The following is a 14872-nucleotide window of genomic DNA, read 5'->3' on the forward strand; positions in this document are numbered from 1 at the left end:
CTGGAGTCTCCTCATCCCCCTTGGCGAGGGATTTCGGATCAGTGGAACTGCTCTTCTTCGGTCGAGCCGGTCAGCGCGGTCACGCTGGACTTGCCACCCTGGATCACGGTGGTCACTTCGTCGAAGTAACCCGTGCCCACTTCCTGCTGGTGCGACACGAAGCTGTAGCCGCGGTCGCGGGCAGCGAACTCGGGCTCCTGCACCTTCTCGACGTAGGCCGACATGCCGCGGGCCACGTAGTCCTGGGCCAGATCGAACATGTTGTACCACATGGAGTGGATGCCAGCCAGCGTGATGAACTGGTACTTGTAGCCCATGGAGCCCAGCTCGCGCTGGAACTTGGCGATGGTGGCGTCGTCCAGGTTCTTCTTCCAGTTGAACGAAGGCGAGCAGTTGTAGGCCAGCAGCTTGCCGGGGTGCTTGGCGTGCACGGCTTCGGCGAACTTGCGGGCGAACTCCAGGTCCGGCGTGCCGGTTTCGCACCACACCAGGTCGGCGTACTCGGCATAGGCCACGGCGCGCGAGATGGCCTGGTCCATGCCCTTCTTGGTCTTGTAGAAGCCTTCGGCGGTGCGCTCACCGGTCAGGAAGGGCTTGTCGTTCTCGTCGTAGTCGCTGGTCAGCAAGTCGGCGGCTTCGGCATCGGTACGGGCGATCACCAGGGTGGGCACGCCGTAGACGTCGGCAGCCATGCGGGCGGCGATCAGCTTCTGGCAGGCTTCGGTGGTGGGCACCAGCACCTTGCCGCCCATGTGGCCGCACTTCTTCACGGAAGCCAGCTGGTCTTCGAAGTGCACGCCACCGGCACCGGCGCGGATCATGGCCTTCATCAGTTCGTAGGCGTTGAGCACGCCGCCGAAACCGGCTTCGGCATCGGCCACGATGGGAGCGTGGTAGTCGATGTAACCCTTGTCGCCGGGGTTGATGCCCTTGGACCACTGGATCTCGTCAGCGCGGGTGAAGGAGTTGTTGATGCGCTCCACGACCTTTGGCACCGAGTCCACGGGGTACAGCGACTGGTCGGGGTACATGGCCGAGTACTCGTTGTTGTCGGCAGCGACTTGCCAGCCCGACAGGTAGATGGCCTTGATGCCGGCCTTCACCTGCTGCATGGCCTGGCCACCGGTCAGTGCGCCCAGGCAGTTCACGTAGGGCTCGTTGTTCACCAGGTCCCACAGCTTCTCGGCACCGCGGCGGGCCAGCGTGTGTTCGACCTGGAAGGAGCCGCGCAGACGTACCACGTCGGCAGCGGTGTAGCCACGCTTGATGCCCTTCCAGCGGGGGTTGGTCGCCCAGTCTTTTTCCAGGGCGGCAATCTGCTGTTCGCGGCTCAGTTGTTCGTTGAAGGATTGGGGCATGGGGTCTACTCCTGAGGTTGGTTGAAAACACCGGGCTGCGTCTGCTGCCCATGGAGAGAACTTTAAGTCTTGTATAAGAGTTGCACAAGCTCTTATGTCTTATATAAGAGATAAATTTTTCCCTTATAAAACAAGACTTTATGCTTCAAATTCCTCAATGTGAAAACCATTTTCTCGTATTGAGAGAAATTGCCGCACCGCAGCATTCTTGCATTCCGCATTGCCAAAAGCAATTTTTGCAATGTGAAATTTGCTGATCAGGGGATTTCAGGAGCCCGTGCACCCGCACTGCCAGGCCGGCCTGGCCCCGTCAGGCCCTGGGTGCACGCGCCACGTCGCGCATCCAGTCGCCGCCATCGATGCGCGCCGCCGAGCGCACCCGGCTGGGGTTGATCTCGTACACCAGGCAGTCCACCGATCGGCCGTCCACCTCCAGGGCGATTTCGCGCTTGAAGTATTCGTCGTCGGGTGCACCGGAGATTTCCTCGATGGCGTCGAGGCGTCGCTCCAGCGCCGGCTCCATGGCGTAGACCTCGCCGACAACATCCACGGCACCACCCAGCACCAGCCCGGGGTAGGCGCCCAGGTGGTACAGCGTGCCCGCAATGCGCGAGAACCCGATGAAGCGCGGTGCCGGCTGCAGCCGTGTGATGTCGTTGGAGCCCCCCTTGCGCAGGGTGCCGTAGACGAACACGCAGCGCAGCGGGCCGGAAGAAGGGGATGCATCGGGCATGGCGTGCAGATCCTTGGGGAATGCCCGTCAGGCGGTGAGCGTGATTTTTCCGGCGCGGCCCGGCACATCGCTGGCCGCAGCCGCCTTGGCCGCATCCGCAATGTCGAAGGACGCCTCCACCGGCAGGCGCAGCTCGCCACTGGCGGCCAGGCGGATCAGCTCGCCGATCAGGCGTGCCATCTCGGCTGGTGGCGTGGCCTCGGAGCGCTTGGCGCCCCAGAAGCCCTTGACCGTGGCCTGCTTGAAGATCAGGTTGTTGGCGCTCAGCACCAGCGGCTGGCCCGACATGGCACCGAAGGACACCAGCGTGGCCCCGGCCGCCACCACGTTCATGATCTGGTTGGCGGCATCGCCACCGATGGAGTCCACCGCCCGCACGATGGGCGCCCCCCCGGTGATGGCCTGCACGCGCTCCTCCCAGCCGGCCTGCTCGGTCGAGACACCGTTGGCAATGCCCAGGGCGTCGAGCTCGGCCACGCCGACATCCCTGCGCACCAGGTTCACCACCTTCACGCCGCGCGCCTGTGCCAGCATGGCCACGGTCTTGCCCACGGCGCCGTTGGCGGTGTTCTGCACCATCCACTGGCCGGGCTGCAGCTGCAGGTCTTCCAGCAGCATGGCGGCCGACAGCGGCATCGCGATGAGCTGGCAGGCCAGGCTGTCCGACAGCGCATCGGGCACCGGGATCAGCTTGGCGCCCTGGGCCAGGAAGTACTCGGCCCAGGTGGCGCTGGCACCGGCCAGCATCACACGCTGGCCGACCTGGAGGTGCGTGACGCCCTCGCCGAGCGCGTCGACCACCCCCACCGCCTCCGTACCGGGAACCGCCGGCAGCGGCGGCCTGTAGCCGTACTTGCCGCGGATGATGGCCAGGTCGTGGTTGTGGATGGGCGACATCGCCATGCGCACCCGCACCTGGCCGGCGGCGGGCTGGGGCTGCGGGCGGTCGGCCAGGACCAGCACTTCGGAGGGTTCGCCAAAGGATTCGAAAACGACACTGCGCATGGGATGCTCCTTGGAACAAGGGATGAAAAAAGAGAAGCGCCAGATCTGCGCCATGGACCCAAAGGAGCTTAGCGCCTGTGCAATCATCGCGGGGTCGCTCTGCCGACACCCCTGTCCCGCCCGCGATCCCCGTGCATTGCATCGGAGCGCGGGAGCGAACGCCGCCCCTGCACCGCCCGATGACCACCCCCAGCCGCACCGTTGCCTACCTTTGCCTGGCCCTCAGCATGTCGCTGGTGGGCAGCTATGTCGCCCTGTCCAAGCCGCTGGCCGCCGTGCTGCCGGTGTTCCTGCTGGCCTGGATGCGCTTTGGCATCGGCGGCCTGGCCATGCTGCACTGGCTCAGGAAACCCGCCGACGAGCCGCCCATGACGGCGCAGACCCGGCGCCTGCTGTTCCTCGAGTCCTTCCTGGGCAACTTTTTGTTCACCGCCTGCATGATCTACGGCGTGAGCCTGACGAACGCGGTCACCGCCGGCGTCACCATGGCCAGCATGCCGGCGGCCGTGGCGGTGATGAGCTGGGCCTTCCTGCGCGAGAAGGTGGCGCCGCGCACCTGGGTGGCCGTGGGCTGCGCCGTGGTCGGCATTGCCCTGTTCGCCATGGCAGGCCCCAGCGCCAGCCATGCCAGCCCGGCAGGTGCCGATGCGCCCTCGGGCAAGACCCAGCTCGCATGGCTGGGCCAGTTGCTGCTGCTGGGCGCCGTGGTGTGCGAGGCCGCCTACTCCGTGATCGGCAAGAAGCTCACCGGCGCGCTGGGGCCCAAGCGCATCACCTCCATCATCAACCTGTGGGGCTTCACGCTGTCGGCTCCGCTGGGCCTGTATGCCGCGTGGCGCTTCGACTTCGCGGCGGTGGGCTGGGGCACCTGGGTGCTGCTGGTGTTCTACGCCCTGGCCGCCAGCATCTGGACCGTGTGGCTGTGGATGACCGGCCTGCGCGTGGTGCCCGCGGCCCAGGGCGGCGTGTTCACCGTGCTGCTGCCCGTGAGCGCGGCCCTGGTGGGCGTGCTGGTGCTCGGCGAATCGCTCAGCGGCCTGCAGCTCATGGCCTTTGCCATCGCGCTGGCCAGCGTGCTGCTGGCCACCCTGCCCTCGCGCCTGGCCTTGAAAGTGGGAAAACGGTCAGGCTGACAGCGGCGTCGCACTGACCACGATGCCATCGGCATCGGCATAGAGCCAGTCGCCAGGGCGCACCCAGACGCCCTGGATCTGCACGGCCACGTCGCGCTGGCCCTCATTGCGCTTCTCGGTGGGCAGGGGCATCAGGGCCAGGGCGCGGATGCCCACGGCCGCTGCACGCAGTTCGGCGATGTCGCGCACGCAGCCATCCACCACCACGCCGGCCCAGCCGTTGCGTGCGGCGGCAGCGGCCAGGTTGCCCCCGACCAGCGCCTTGCGCAGCGAGCCGCCGCCATCGACCACCAGCACCCGGCCGTTGCCGGGCGAATCGACCGCGGCCTTGACCAGGGTGTTGTCCTCGAAGCACTTGACGGTGCTCACCGGCCCGCTGAAGGCCGGCACGCCCCCCAGGTCCTGGAACACGGGCGGCAGCACGCGGAAGGCACCGCTGTCGTCGCCCTTGTGTGCATCGCAGAAATCACAGGTGCTGAAGGCCGGGGAGGATGGGGCTGTCATGGAGCAAAAACCTTTCGTGCGAAAAGAAAAAGGAGGAAGCCGGTGCTGCACAGGCAATCACCGCCTTTCATTGTCATGCACGGCGGCGGCCCCGGCCGGCCCGACTGCCACGCACCCGCATAGCCTCGGCAGCCCACTTTCTCCCCCAGGGAAAGCACCAAAACGGTGAGCTTTACCGTCCCTGGGGCAAGCAAGCAACAAATCGAGGCAAAAAAAGCGTTTTCTCCCTTGGAAACGCGTTTTTTTCCCAGTAGCATCGGCCTGCCAGCAGAGAGGCTAGCTCTCACTGGTCAGACAATCTACTTCCAACAAGGAAAATCCAACATGGCAACTGCAAAAAAGGCTCCGGCAAAAACAGCACCCGCAGCCAAGACGCCCGCCACCAAGGCGGCGGCTCCTGCCAAGAAGCGCACGCCCAACGCTGCGTTCATGAAGGCCCTCACCCCCAGCCCCGCTCTCGCGGCTGTGGTCGGCTCGGCACCGCTGCCACGCACGGAGATCATCAGCAAGCTGTGGGTCTACATCAAGGCCAACAACCTGCAGGATGCTGCGAACAAGCGCAACATCAACGCAGACGCCAAGCTCAAGGAGCTGTTTGGCAAGCCCCAGGTGTCGATGTTTGAACTGGCTGGCCTGATCGGCAAGCACGTCAAGTAAGCAGCACACCAGCGCCCGGGGCGACGCCCTGGGCTCCCTGAAAAGCCGGCCCTGTGCCGGCTTTTTTGCGCCTTGCGCCGTAAAGCCCAGGTAAAGCTGTTGCAAAAAGGTAACGAGTTAAATATGAATAATACGCAACACGATTAAGATTCCGGCGCCCCCGAAGCACAGCCACGCACGCGATCTGCCGTTGCCAGCCACTGCACACCCCAGGCGTTCACCGCCTGCGCACGCCGCTTGCCAGCCACTGCTTCAGAACACTTTCCGTCGCGAGCCCCCTCGCGTCCCCACCGTTCCGCTGGAGAAGCCCCCTTGGCCAAGAAACACCACCGCCGCGCGCAGCCTGCTGCCCGCGCCGCCGCGCCCATCGCCACCGCCACCCCCTTCACGTCCGACAAGGGCCTGCTGCCACTGGGCGCCCTCATGCTGGCTGCATCGGTGAGCAGCTGGGCCCAGACCGCCACGCCCGAAGCCACCATGGGCACGGTGACGGTCAAGGAAGCTGCCGAAGTGCAAGGCAAGGACACCCTGCTGCTCAAGAAGACCACGGTCGGCAAGGGCAACCAGGACATCAAGGACATCCCCCAGTCCGTGACGGTGTTCACCGAAAAGCTCATGAACGACCGCAACCAGGACGATTTCCGCGAGGTGCTGCGCACCACGGCGGGTGTGACCTTCCTGTCCGGCGAAACAGGCGAGGAAGACGTGCGCCTGCGCGGCTTCTCGCTGGGCCAGGCCGGCGACATCTATGTGGACGGCATGAAAGATGCCCCACTGATCGAGCGTGACACGTTCAACAACGACCGCATCGAAGTGCTCAAGGGCTCTGCCTCCATGCTGTTCGGCAAGGGCTCGACCGGTGGCGTGGTCAACCAGGTGAACAAGTACCCGCTGCTGATCGACCAGCACGAGGCCGCCTACACCTTCGGCACCGGCCAATACCACCGCGCCACGGGAGACTTCAACTTCAAGACCGGCGAAAACGCGGCCTTCCGCTTGAACGCCATGGTGCAGGAGTACGACAACTACGGCGCCAAGCAGGACAAGCGCGGCATTGCGCCGACGTTCGCCTGGGGCATCGGTACGCGCGACGAGTTTTCGGTCGGGCTGTACTACTTCGAATCCAAGGGCCGCCCGCTGTACAACCACCCCTGGCGCGTGGTCGACGGCAAGATCAACACGCCCCTGGATGCACGCAACTACTATGGCCTGGCCAGCGACCACAACAACACCTCTTCGCAGTACGTCACGCTGGGACACATCCACCGTTTTGACGACAACGGCGAGCTGACCACGCGCCTGCGCTATGGCAAGTACGAGCGCGATCTGCTGGCCAGCACCATCGGTTTCCAGAACGGCGCCATCACCCTGGACCAGATCAACGGCAACACCGTGCTGACCCGCGGCTCCAAGGGCCGCCTGGGCGAAAGCGAAGTGCTGCAGGTGCAAAGCGACTACAACAACACCTTCAACTGGGGTGGCCGCAAGCACGCGGTACTGGCCGGCGTGGACTACTACGACGACGACGCCAAGCGCAACCAGAACTACGCCAACACCACGACGCGCCCGAACACGACCGTGGGCTCCCCCAATGATGGCGCCTGGGTGGCCGATGGCCGTGCACCGCTGCAGTGGAACACGTTCGCCTCGCGCAACCTGGGCCTGTACTTCCAGGACACGGTTTCGATCAACGACACGCTCAAGCTGGTGGCCGGCCTGCGCTTTGACAACTTTAAGGCGTCCTACAACAACGCGACTGGCGCACTGAGCAACTCCCGCTCCGACAGCCTGTACAGCCCCCGCGTGGGCCTGCTGTTCCAGCCCAACGAGCTGGCCTCGTACTATGCGTCGTTCGGCACTTCGTACAACACCTCGGGCGACACCTACCAGTTCGGCAACCCCGGCAACACCACGGCCCGCACGGCCAACACGCCACCGGAGAAGAGCCGCAACTTCGAGATCGGCAGCAAGTTCGAGCTGTTCGAGCGCCGCGCACTGCTGGGTGTGGCCGCGTTCTACAGCCAGAAGTACAACGAGCGCAACACCGACCCCGACACCGCAGCCCAGCAGGAACTGCTGTCCGGCGAGCGCCACGCCACCGGCATGGAGTTCAACCTGGCAGGCCGCCTGACGCCCAAGTGGGAGCTGTTCGCCAACCACACCTGGATTCCGTCGGCCAAGATCGATCGCAGCAATGTGGTGCTGGCTGCCAACGGCAGCGGTGCGCAGGTGCAGGGCGACCGCCCCGGCCTCACGCCCAAGCACAGCGGCAGCGTGTGGACGACCTATGCCCTCACCGCCAAGCTGCGCCTGGGTGCAGGCCTGACCTACCGCGGCAAGCAGAATCCCGACGGTGCGCGCACCGTGTACGCCAGTGGCTTTGCCGTGGTGGATGCCATGGCCGAATACGCCTTCAACGACAAGACCGCATTGAAGCTGAACGTCAGCAACCTGTTCGACCGCACCTATGCGGACGGCCTGTACCGCGGCTTCTACACGCCGGGCGTGCCCCGCTCCGTGCAGTTGACGCTGAAGACGCGCTTCTGATGCCGTGACGAAATGACTCCCCCCTGACCGGGGCGGAGTCACAATCGGCCACCATGTTCCTGCACCTCAAGAATGTTCTGACCGCCGAAGAAATCACGCTCTTCCGGCAAAGACTCCGGGCGCCCGAAACCCCCTGGATGGACGGCGCGCGCAGTGCGGGCAGCCAGGCCGTGCACCAGAAGAACAACCTGCAGCTTTCGCAGGGCAGCGAGCTGTCGGGCCAGTTACAGGGCTTGGTCAAAGCGGCGCTCGCCCGCAATGCCTTGTTCTTTTCAGCCGCCCTGCCTCGGCGCATCTACAACCCCCTGTTCAACAACTACGGAGACGGCGCCAACTTCTATGGCGACCATGTGGACAGTGCCGTCATGCACTCCAAGGCCGACAACTGCTGGGTGCGCAGCGACCTCTCGTGCACGCTGTTCCTGACCCCGCCCGAAGAATACGAAGGTGGCGAACTCGTGGCCACCGAAGCCTGGGGCGAAAAACGCATCAAACTGCCGGCTGGCGACATGGTCCTGTACCCCAGCAGCACCGTGCACCAGGTCTCGCCCGTCACCCGCGGCCATCGCATCAGCAGTTTCTTCTGGGTGGAAAGCATGGTGCGCAGCCTGGAGCAGCGGCAAGTGCTGTTCGACATGGACATGGCTCTGCTGCAACTGAGGCAGAGCGTGGGCGAAACAGACCCCTCGGTGATCGCGCTGTCGGGCACGTATCACAATCTGCTGCGCATGTGGGCCGATGTGTGAGCCCTCCTGCCAACTGCAGGCCCCGGCATGCAGGACATTCCTCACCCCCTGCGCCAAGCCCGGCAGCAGGCGCCTGCTGACCTGACGCCAGCTGCACCGGCCTTTCCATGACCCACGTTCCAACACACCAACAGCTGCCCCCGGGCCTCGTGAGCCTGGCGGATCACGAGCAGCAAGCCAGGCAGCACCTGGACGACAACGCGTGGGCCTATTTTGCGGGTGGCGCCGCCGATGAGATCACCCTCCGGAGCAACCGCAGCGCCTGGGATGCCCTGCGCCTGTGGCCACGCGTGCTGCGCCCCCTCGCCAGCGGCCATACGCGCGTGCAGCTGCTGGGCCGCACGCTGGCCCACCCCGTGCTGCTGGCCCCCGTGGCCTTCCAGCGCCTAGCCCATGGCGATGGCGAGCTGGCCACCGCCTATGCGGCCGCCGCGCTGGGCGCCGGCCTGGTACTGAGCACCCAGGCCACGCTGCCGCTGGAAACCATTGCCCAGGCGGTGCAGAACGACGCCGGCCGCGGCCCCCTGTGGTTCCAGCTGTACCTGCAGCACGACCGGGGCTTTACCCAGGAACTGGTGCAGCGTGCCGAGGCCGCAGGCTACGAGGCCCTGGTGCTGACGGTGGACGCCCCGTCGAGCGGCGCCCGTGACCGCGAGCGCCGCGTGGGCTTTCGGCTGCCCCCCGGCATCGTCGCCGTGAACCTGGCGCAGCTACCCCCGCCCCCGCGCGTTGCGCTGCAGCCCGGCCAGAGCGCCCTGTTCGATGCCCTGCTGCACCAGGCCCCTACCTGGGACGATGTGGTCTGGCTGCAGTCCATCACCCGCCTGCCGGTGCTGCTCAAGGGCGTGCTGCACCCGGCCGACGCCCGCCAGGCCGCGGGCCTGCAGGTGGCGGGCCTGGTGGTGTCCAACCATGGCGGCCGCACGCTCGATACCGCCCCCGCCACGGCCAGCGCACTGCCGCGCATCGTGCAGGCGGTGGAGGGCCGCCTGCCCGTGCTGGTGGATGGCGGCATCCGCCGCGGCACCGATGTGCTCAAGGCGATGGCGCTCGGGGCATCGGCCGTGCTGGTCGGCCGCCCCGTGGTCTGGGGCCTGGCCAATGCGGGTGCCGCCGGCGTGGCCCATGTGCTGCGCCTGCTGCGCGATGAACTGGAAATCGCCATGGCGCTCACCGGCTGCGCCACGCTGGCAGATGCCTCGCCCGCCTTGCTGGAAGGCGATTTTTAGAACCTGTTCAAGGCCGGCAATCGGGTTTTCCCCTCTCGCCAGGAATGGTTTGTTGCAAATGCGAAAAATTCGCATTTATAATAATCCATCTTCTACCAGCCAGCCACCACTGCCTGCCGCCATGATCGTCTGTGTTTGCCGCCGGATTTCTGACCGCGAGATCGCCCGCCACGCCCGTGCAGGCATGAGCTTTGATGAGATCCAGTTCGAACTGGGCGTGGCCACCCAATGCGGGTGCTGCGAATGCTGCGCCCGCGACGTGGTGGCCCAGTGCAGTGCATCGAGCCCGGTCGCCGCCCTGCACAACGAGGCAGCGCCCCAGACGATCCAGCTTGCCAGCTCCATCATGGAAAGCAAGGCATGGAACTCCTCTCTACACTCGCCGGCAGCCTGATCCTCGTCGCAGGCTCGGCCTGGTGGATCTTCCGCAAATAATCAAGGTCTCACAGGCCTGTGCCGCTTGCCGTGCAAGCGGCGGCAGCTGCCATCACACTTATGTCTCACCCTGATCGTTTTGCCCCTCCCGCGGGCGTCAGTCGCAATACCGTGATCGTAGGCTCCGTCGTGCTGTTGCATGTGGCGGGGATCTGGGCACTGCAGTCGGGCCTGCTGCGCCGCGCGGCGGAAGTCATCGTGCCGGCAGAGCTACTCAGCGAGTTCATTGCGCCGCCCGCGCCCAAGATCGAGCCACCGCCGCCCAAGCCGCCGGCACCACCGCCACCGCGGCCAGCGCCCCAGGTGAAGGCGCCGCGCCCGGCCCCCATGCCCGTGGCCATTGCCGACCCGACGCCGGCCCCCAATGCCCCCACGGGGGTGACCACGCCCCAGCCCCCCGCGCCGCCCATCGCCGCCCCTGTGGCCATGGAAGCGCCGCCACCGGCCCCACCCGCCCCCCCGGCCCCGCCCAAGATCGAACTGCCATCGAGCGATGCCGCCTACCTGAACAACCCCAAGCCCAGCTACCCCGCCATCAGCAAGCGCATGGGCGAGCAGGGCAAGGTGATCCTGCGCGTGCTCATCGGCACCGACGGCTCGCCGCAGAAGGTGGAAATCAACAAGTCCAGCGGCTTCGAGCGCCTGGACCGCCAGGCCCAGGAAGCCGTCATGCGCTGGCGTTTCACGCCCGGAAAGCGCAATGGCGTGCCAGAGACCATGTGGAACCTGGTACCCGTCAATTTTGTTCTCGAATAATCATCAGGAGTTTTCATGGAATCGCAATTCGGCATCGCCAACGTATGGATCCAGGGTGACTTTGTCACCCGCGCAGTGGCCGTCATCCTGCTGGCCATGTCCCTGGCCTCGTGGATCGTCATCATCATCAAGGCCCTGGACATCGTGAAGTTCAAGAAGCACACCCGTGCCGCCCAGGACTTCTGGCACAGCGAGGACTTTGCCGCCGGCCTGTCCAAGCTGGGCAGCGACAACACCAACCCCTTCCGCCATCTGGCCCTGGAAGGCCGCGAAGCCACGGCCCACCACCGCAACACCAAGGCGCACCTGCACGACAGCCTGGACGTGAGCGACTGGGTCACGCGCTGCCTGCGCAACTGCATCGACGAGTTCACCTCGCGCCTGCAGTCGGGCCTGGCCATCCTGGCCTCGGTCGGCTCCACCGCCCCCTTCATCGGCCTGTTCGGTACCGTCTGGGGCATCTACCACGCGCTGCTGGCCATCGGCACCTCGGGCCAGTCGACCATCGACAAGGTGGCCGGCCCCATCGGCGAAGCGCTGATCATGACCGCCCTGGGCCTGGCCGTGGCCATCCCCGCCGTGCTCGGCTACAACGCCCTGGTGCGCGGCAACAAGTCCATCCTGGGCGGCCTCAACAGCTTTGCCCACGACCTGCACGCCTACTTCGTCACCGGCGCCCGCGTGTCTGCCGGCGGCGAACAGGCCAAGGTGCTGCCGCTCAAGAAAGGCAGCTAAGCCATGGCCTTCGGAACGCAAGACGAAGCCGATGACGTGATGAACGAGATCAACATGACGCCACTGGTGGACGTCATGCTGGTGCTGCTCATCATCTTCATCATCACCGTGCCCGTCATGAAGCACTCGGTGAACGTGGACCTGCCCCGCGCCACCAACCAGCCCGAGGACGTCAAGCCTGAAACCGTGCGCCTGTCCGTGGCGGCCGACGGCAAGTACTACTGGAACGAGTCCCAGGTGACGGACGAGGAGCTCTTCCCGCGCCTGCAGGCCGAAGCGGCCAAACAGCCCCAGCCGGACCTGCACATCCGCGGCGACAAGGAAGTGCGCTACGAACGCGTTGCCCAGGCCATGGCCAGCGCCCAGCGCGCCGGCGTGCGCAAGATCGGCTTCGTGACCGACCCGCAGTGATGCGCCTGCCGCGCCGCAAGGCGCGGGCGGCCGCCATGCAACGACAGGCCTTCGGGCCTGTTTTGCTTGGTGCCTGCGGTGTCCGCACCGTGATCCCCCACTTTCGCCAAAGATTCTTGCCGGTTCGTGAAGAAATCACTTGACCAGTAATTGCGAATCACTATCATTAGCAAACCGTACAAATCAACGTACCAGGAACTCCTTCATGCAAGCCACCCTGACTGCCGCCACGCTCCTGCGCCCCGCCCCTGCAGACACCCTGCAGCCGCAGCAGGCCGCCGCATTGCGCAGCGCCACCTCGGTGGACGCAAAGGTCGCCGTGGACAGCAATGATCTGCTGCAGGGCCAGAAGGCCGTGGCCATCAGCCACAACGGCTCGGTGTACCGCCTGCAGGCCACCAAGCTCGGCAAGTTGATCCTCACCAAGTAAGGACATCTCTCCATTCAACAGGTTTCATCGTGGGGCGACTCCCGGGCTTCCAGTCCGCAAGGGTCGTTTTTGCCAGCCAACGGGCTTGATTGACCCGCGTAGCCAGGCCTTTTTTTCCACGCCAGCCTCCTCGGGCCAGAGCCGACCGCCACCCCGGCGCTCTCCCCACCCAAAGGCCCCCGACGGGGCCGTTTTCCTTGGTGCATGGCCGCCAGCGCGCAGCCCCGGCAAACGCCCGAAATGGGCGGTTTTCACCCTGCTGTTCCGCAACGGGACACGGGTCGGGTGTGAAACACTTCTTGACGTTTCTCCCTTTTGCGGGCACCGCCAGCCAAACTCCATCTGGCAGCCAGCCACACGCCTGCGGCGTCACGCGAAGGGGCCATCCGCCACCCTGTGCACTGCCCGCCCATGACCCAGCCCACCACCGCCCGGCCCGAGATTTCCAAAGCCCAGTTGCTGCAGGAACTGTCGGCTTTTGCCAATCCCAGCGACCGCAAGGGCGTGACCCTGGTGCTGCGCGACCACGTGCTGTACTGGGCCTTCATCGCCACCGTGCTGCTGGCCGGGCCGACATGGATCAAGGTCGTGGCCGCGCTGATGGCGGGCGTGCGCCTGTCCTCGTTCTATACCCTGGCGCACGATGCCGCCCACGGCACCCTGGCCCGTTCCAAGCGCCTGAACTGGGTGCTGGCGCTCGTGGCCGGCGTGCCCGCCACGCACAACTACCGCATGTGGTCGCACGACCACAACAAGGTGCACCACCCCTACACCAACGGCGACCACTTCGACTACTACACGCCCTACTCCAAGGCCGGCTACGACGCGCTGCCCTGGCACAGGAAGGTGCTGGAGCACATCTACCGCGCGCCCCTGGGCATCGGCCTGTGGCTGTACTTTGCGATCCACTGGTTCCCGACCCGCGTCTACCCCAACGTGCGCACGCCCAAGGACCAGGTGCCCGAGTCGCGCAAGTACTCCGCCCTGCTGCTGGCCTACCACGGCAGCTATGTGGCCTTCCTGCTGTGGTCGCCCGCCTTCGCCCCCGTCACGGCCCTGCAGGCCGTGCTGCTGGGCTGGGTGCTGCCGCTGTTCACGCTGATGTTCCTGAGCAGCACCTCGCTGTACATCATGCACACCCACCCCAACATCCCCTGGTTCAAGAGCGACGACCTGCGCAGCAACCGCCACAGCCCCGAGGTCTGCTCGGTGGTCTGGGTGCTGCCCGACTGGATCTCCAAGGTGGTCAACAACGTCTACAACCACGCGGCGCACCACGCGCATGCCGGCATCCCGTCCTACCACCTGCTGGCCGCGCAAAAGCGCATGAACGAGCTGGTGGGCCACAAGCTGGTGATCGAGAAGGCCTCGGTGCGCACCCTGCTGCGCACCATGCGCACCTGCAAGCTCTACGACTACGAGAACCACCAGTGGCTCGACTTCAAGGGCCAGCCCAGCGCACCGCGCATCGACCTGGAGCAAAAGGGCCTGGTCGCCCTGCGCAACCCCGTGCGCCGGCCCGCAGCGCCCATCCAGGCCCCCATGCCCGGCCCCTGTGCAGCGCCCAGCAGCAACGGCAACGCCCTGCCCCACCCCATGGCAGACGCCACCGCCTGACACTTGGCATCCCCCAACGAAAAAACCGGCCAAGGCCGGTTTTTTTCATGGGTGGTGCATGCCAAAAGACATGCCGCGGCTCACAGGCCGATGGCGGCGATGCCGGCGCGCGCGACCTGCGCGTCTTCGGTGGACTTCACGCCGCTCACGCCCACGGCGCCCAGGCACTGGCCGTCCTTGAGGATGGCCACGCCGCCTTCAAGCAGGCCGTCGATGGTGGGGGCGCTCAGGAAGGCGGTGCGCCCACCGTTCACGATGTCCTCATAGACCTTACTGTCGCGGCGGCCCAGTGCGGCCGTGCGGGCCTTGGACGGAGCGATGTGCGAGGACACTGCGGCGGCGCCGTCCAGGCGCTGCAGCCACAGCAGGTGGCCGCCATCGTCCACGATGGCGATGGTCACGGCCCAGTGGTTCTTCAGGGCTTCGGCTTCGGCGGCGGCGGCAATGGCCTTGACGTCGGCCAGTTCGAGTTCGTGCTTGGTCTTCATGGGTGCGGTGCGGGTTGGAGGAGGCGCCAACGCGCCCCCAGGGATGGAAACCGGCAAGCATAGCGGCTCCCGGCGGGGCCACCAACTG

At 65.8% G+C, this 14872-nt stretch carries 16 protein-coding genes; 11 read left to right on the plus strand and 5 right to left on the minus strand.

Annotated features, from left to right (window positions below; translation table 11 throughout):
- Positions 1-38: 38 nt before the first annotated feature.
- The 3 genes from aceA to AC07PA_RS14340 all read right to left on the minus strand — a co-directional run bounded on the left by aceA (position 39) and on the right by AC07PA_RS14340 (position 3096).
- Positions 39-1358 (minus strand): isocitrate lyase, encoded by a 1320-nt coding sequence (gene aceA / locus AC07PA_RS14330; RefSeq protein ID WP_494608265.1) that lies wholly within the window; start codon positions 1356-1358, stop codon positions 39-41.
- Positions 1359-1668: 310 nt separating this feature from the next.
- The gene (locus tag AC07PA_RS14335; protein ID WP_494608266.1) at positions 1669-2091 is read right to left on the minus strand and encodes a gamma-glutamylcyclotransferase family protein; all 423 of its coding nucleotides are present in this window, start codon (positions 2089-2091) and stop codon (positions 1669-1671) included.
- 27 nt (positions 2092-2118) lie between these two features.
- Positions 2119-3096, minus strand: coding sequence for a zinc-binding dehydrogenase (locus tag AC07PA_RS14340; protein WP_494608267.1), 978 nt, complete (start codon positions 3094-3096; stop codon positions 2119-2121).
- Between the two features lie 179 nt (positions 3097-3275).
- On the opposite strand from AC07PA_RS14340, the gene AC07PA_RS14345 reads away from it, so the two are divergent.
- Entirely contained in the window at positions 3276-4229 is a 954-nt protein-coding gene (locus AC07PA_RS14345; RefSeq protein WP_494608268.1) for a DMT family transporter, read from the plus strand.
- On the opposite strand, the gene rraA is transcribed toward AC07PA_RS14345, so the two are convergent.
- On the minus strand, positions 4221-4733 hold the full coding sequence (gene rraA, locus AC07PA_RS14350; RefSeq protein ID WP_145698876.1) for a ribonuclease E activity regulator RraA: 513 nt from the start codon (positions 4731-4733) through the stop codon (positions 4221-4223). The genes AC07PA_RS14345 and rraA overlap by 9 nt on opposite strands.
- 324 nt (positions 4734-5057) lie before the next feature.
- Between rraA and AC07PA_RS14355 the strand changes: the two genes are divergently transcribed.
- The 10 genes from AC07PA_RS14355 (at position 5058) to AC07PA_RS14400 (ending at position 14296) form a co-directional block, all read left to right on the plus strand.
- Positions 5058-5390: an SWIB/MDM2 domain-containing protein gene (locus tag AC07PA_RS14355; RefSeq protein ID WP_007856154.1), complete on the plus strand. Its 333-nt coding sequence runs from the start codon at positions 5058-5060 to the stop codon at positions 5388-5390.
- A 312-nt stretch (positions 5391-5702) separates the two neighbouring features.
- Entirely contained in the window at positions 5703-7937 is a 2235-nt protein-coding gene (locus AC07PA_RS14360) for a TonB-dependent receptor (RefSeq protein WP_494608269.1), read from the plus strand.
- Between the two features lie 53 nt (positions 7938-7990).
- A complete protein-coding gene (locus AC07PA_RS14365; RefSeq protein ID WP_494608270.1) occupies positions 7991-8683 on the plus strand; it encodes a Fe2+-dependent dioxygenase in 693 nt (230 codons plus the stop codon).
- A 107-nt stretch (positions 8684-8790) separates the two neighbouring features.
- Positions 8791-9912: an alpha-hydroxy acid oxidase gene (locus tag AC07PA_RS14370; RefSeq protein WP_494608271.1), complete on the plus strand. Its 1122-nt coding sequence runs from the start codon at positions 8791-8793 to the stop codon at positions 9910-9912.
- A gap of 121 nt (positions 9913-10033) precedes the next feature.
- Positions 10034-10306: a (2Fe-2S)-binding protein gene (locus tag AC07PA_RS14375; RefSeq protein WP_494608272.1), complete on the plus strand. Its 273-nt coding sequence runs from the start codon at positions 10034-10036 to the stop codon at positions 10304-10306.
- A gap of 101 nt (positions 10307-10407) precedes the next feature.
- Positions 10408-11103, plus strand: a complete 696-nt coding sequence (locus tag AC07PA_RS14380; protein WP_494608273.1) for an energy transducer TonB — start codon at positions 10408-10410, stop codon at positions 11101-11103.
- A 15-nt stretch (positions 11104-11118) separates the two neighbouring features.
- Entirely contained in the window at positions 11119-11838 is a 720-nt protein-coding gene (locus tag AC07PA_RS14385) for a MotA/TolQ/ExbB proton channel family protein (RefSeq protein WP_007856166.1), read from the plus strand.
- Positions 11839-11841: 3 nt separating this feature from the next.
- Positions 11842-12249, plus strand: coding sequence for an ExbD/TolR family protein (locus AC07PA_RS14390; protein WP_007856167.1), 408 nt, complete (start codon positions 11842-11844; stop codon positions 12247-12249).
- Positions 12250-12454: 205 nt separating this feature from the next.
- Complete coding sequence (gene hemP, locus AC07PA_RS14395) at positions 12455-12679, plus strand: hemin uptake protein HemP (protein WP_494608274.1); 225 nt, start codon at positions 12455-12457, stop codon at positions 12677-12679.
- A 411-nt stretch (positions 12680-13090) separates the two neighbouring features.
- On the plus strand, positions 13091-14296 hold the full coding sequence (locus tag AC07PA_RS14400) for a fatty acid desaturase family protein (protein ID WP_494608275.1): 1206 nt from the start codon (positions 13091-13093) through the stop codon (positions 14294-14296).
- Positions 14297-14376: 80 nt separating this feature from the next.
- Here AC07PA_RS14400 and AC07PA_RS14405 read toward each other — a convergent pair whose 3' ends face one another.
- Positions 14377-14784, minus strand: coding sequence for a GlcG/HbpS family heme-binding protein (locus AC07PA_RS14405; protein ID WP_007856170.1), 408 nt, complete (start codon positions 14782-14784; stop codon positions 14377-14379).
- Positions 14785-14872 lie beyond the last annotated feature (88 nt).

This window comes from Acidovorax sp. GW821-FHT09B03, from assembly GCF_059418305.1.

Bases quoted from the DNA above. Each gene is read 5' to 3' on its own strand.
- aceA (WP_494608265.1), bottom strand. From the start codon at position 1,358: ATGCCCCAATCCTTCAACGAACAACTGAGCCGCGAACAGCAGATTGCC.
- AC07PA_RS14335 (WP_494608266.1), bottom strand. From the start codon at position 2,091: ATGCCCGATGCATCCCCTTCTTCCGGCCCGCTGCGCTGCGTGTTCGTC.
- AC07PA_RS14340 (WP_494608267.1), bottom strand. From the start codon at position 3,096: ATGCGCAGTGTCGTTTTCGAATCCTTTGGCGAACCCTCCGAAGTGCTG.
- AC07PA_RS14345 (WP_494608268.1), top strand. From the start codon at position 3,276: ATGACCACCCCCAGCCGCACCGTTGCCTACCTTTGCCTGGCCCTCAGC.
- rraA (WP_145698876.1), bottom strand. From the start codon at position 4,733: ATGACAGCCCCATCCTCCCCGGCCTTCAGCACCTGTGATTTCTGCGAT.
- AC07PA_RS14355 (WP_007856154.1), top strand. From the start codon at position 5,058: ATGGCAACTGCAAAAAAGGCTCCGGCAAAAACAGCACCCGCAGCCAAG.
- AC07PA_RS14365 (WP_494608270.1), top strand. From the start codon at position 7,991: ATGTTCCTGCACCTCAAGAATGTTCTGACCGCCGAAGAAATCACGCTC.
- AC07PA_RS14370 (WP_494608271.1), top strand. From the start codon at position 8,791: ATGACCCACGTTCCAACACACCAACAGCTGCCCCCGGGCCTCGTGAGC.
- AC07PA_RS14375 (WP_494608272.1), top strand. From the start codon at position 10,034: ATGATCGTCTGTGTTTGCCGCCGGATTTCTGACCGCGAGATCGCCCGC.
- AC07PA_RS14380 (WP_494608273.1), top strand. From the start codon at position 10,408: ATGTCTCACCCTGATCGTTTTGCCCCTCCCGCGGGCGTCAGTCGCAAT.
- AC07PA_RS14385 (WP_007856166.1), top strand. From the start codon at position 11,119: ATGGAATCGCAATTCGGCATCGCCAACGTATGGATCCAGGGTGACTTT.
- AC07PA_RS14390 (WP_007856167.1), top strand. From the start codon at position 11,842: ATGGCCTTCGGAACGCAAGACGAAGCCGATGACGTGATGAACGAGATC.
- hemP (WP_494608274.1), top strand. From the start codon at position 12,455: ATGCAAGCCACCCTGACTGCCGCCACGCTCCTGCGCCCCGCCCCTGCA.
- AC07PA_RS14400 (WP_494608275.1), top strand. From the start codon at position 13,091: ATGACCCAGCCCACCACCGCCCGGCCCGAGATTTCCAAAGCCCAGTTG.
- AC07PA_RS14405 (WP_007856170.1), bottom strand. From the start codon at position 14,784: ATGAAGACCAAGCACGAACTCGAACTGGCCGACGTCAAGGCCATTGCC.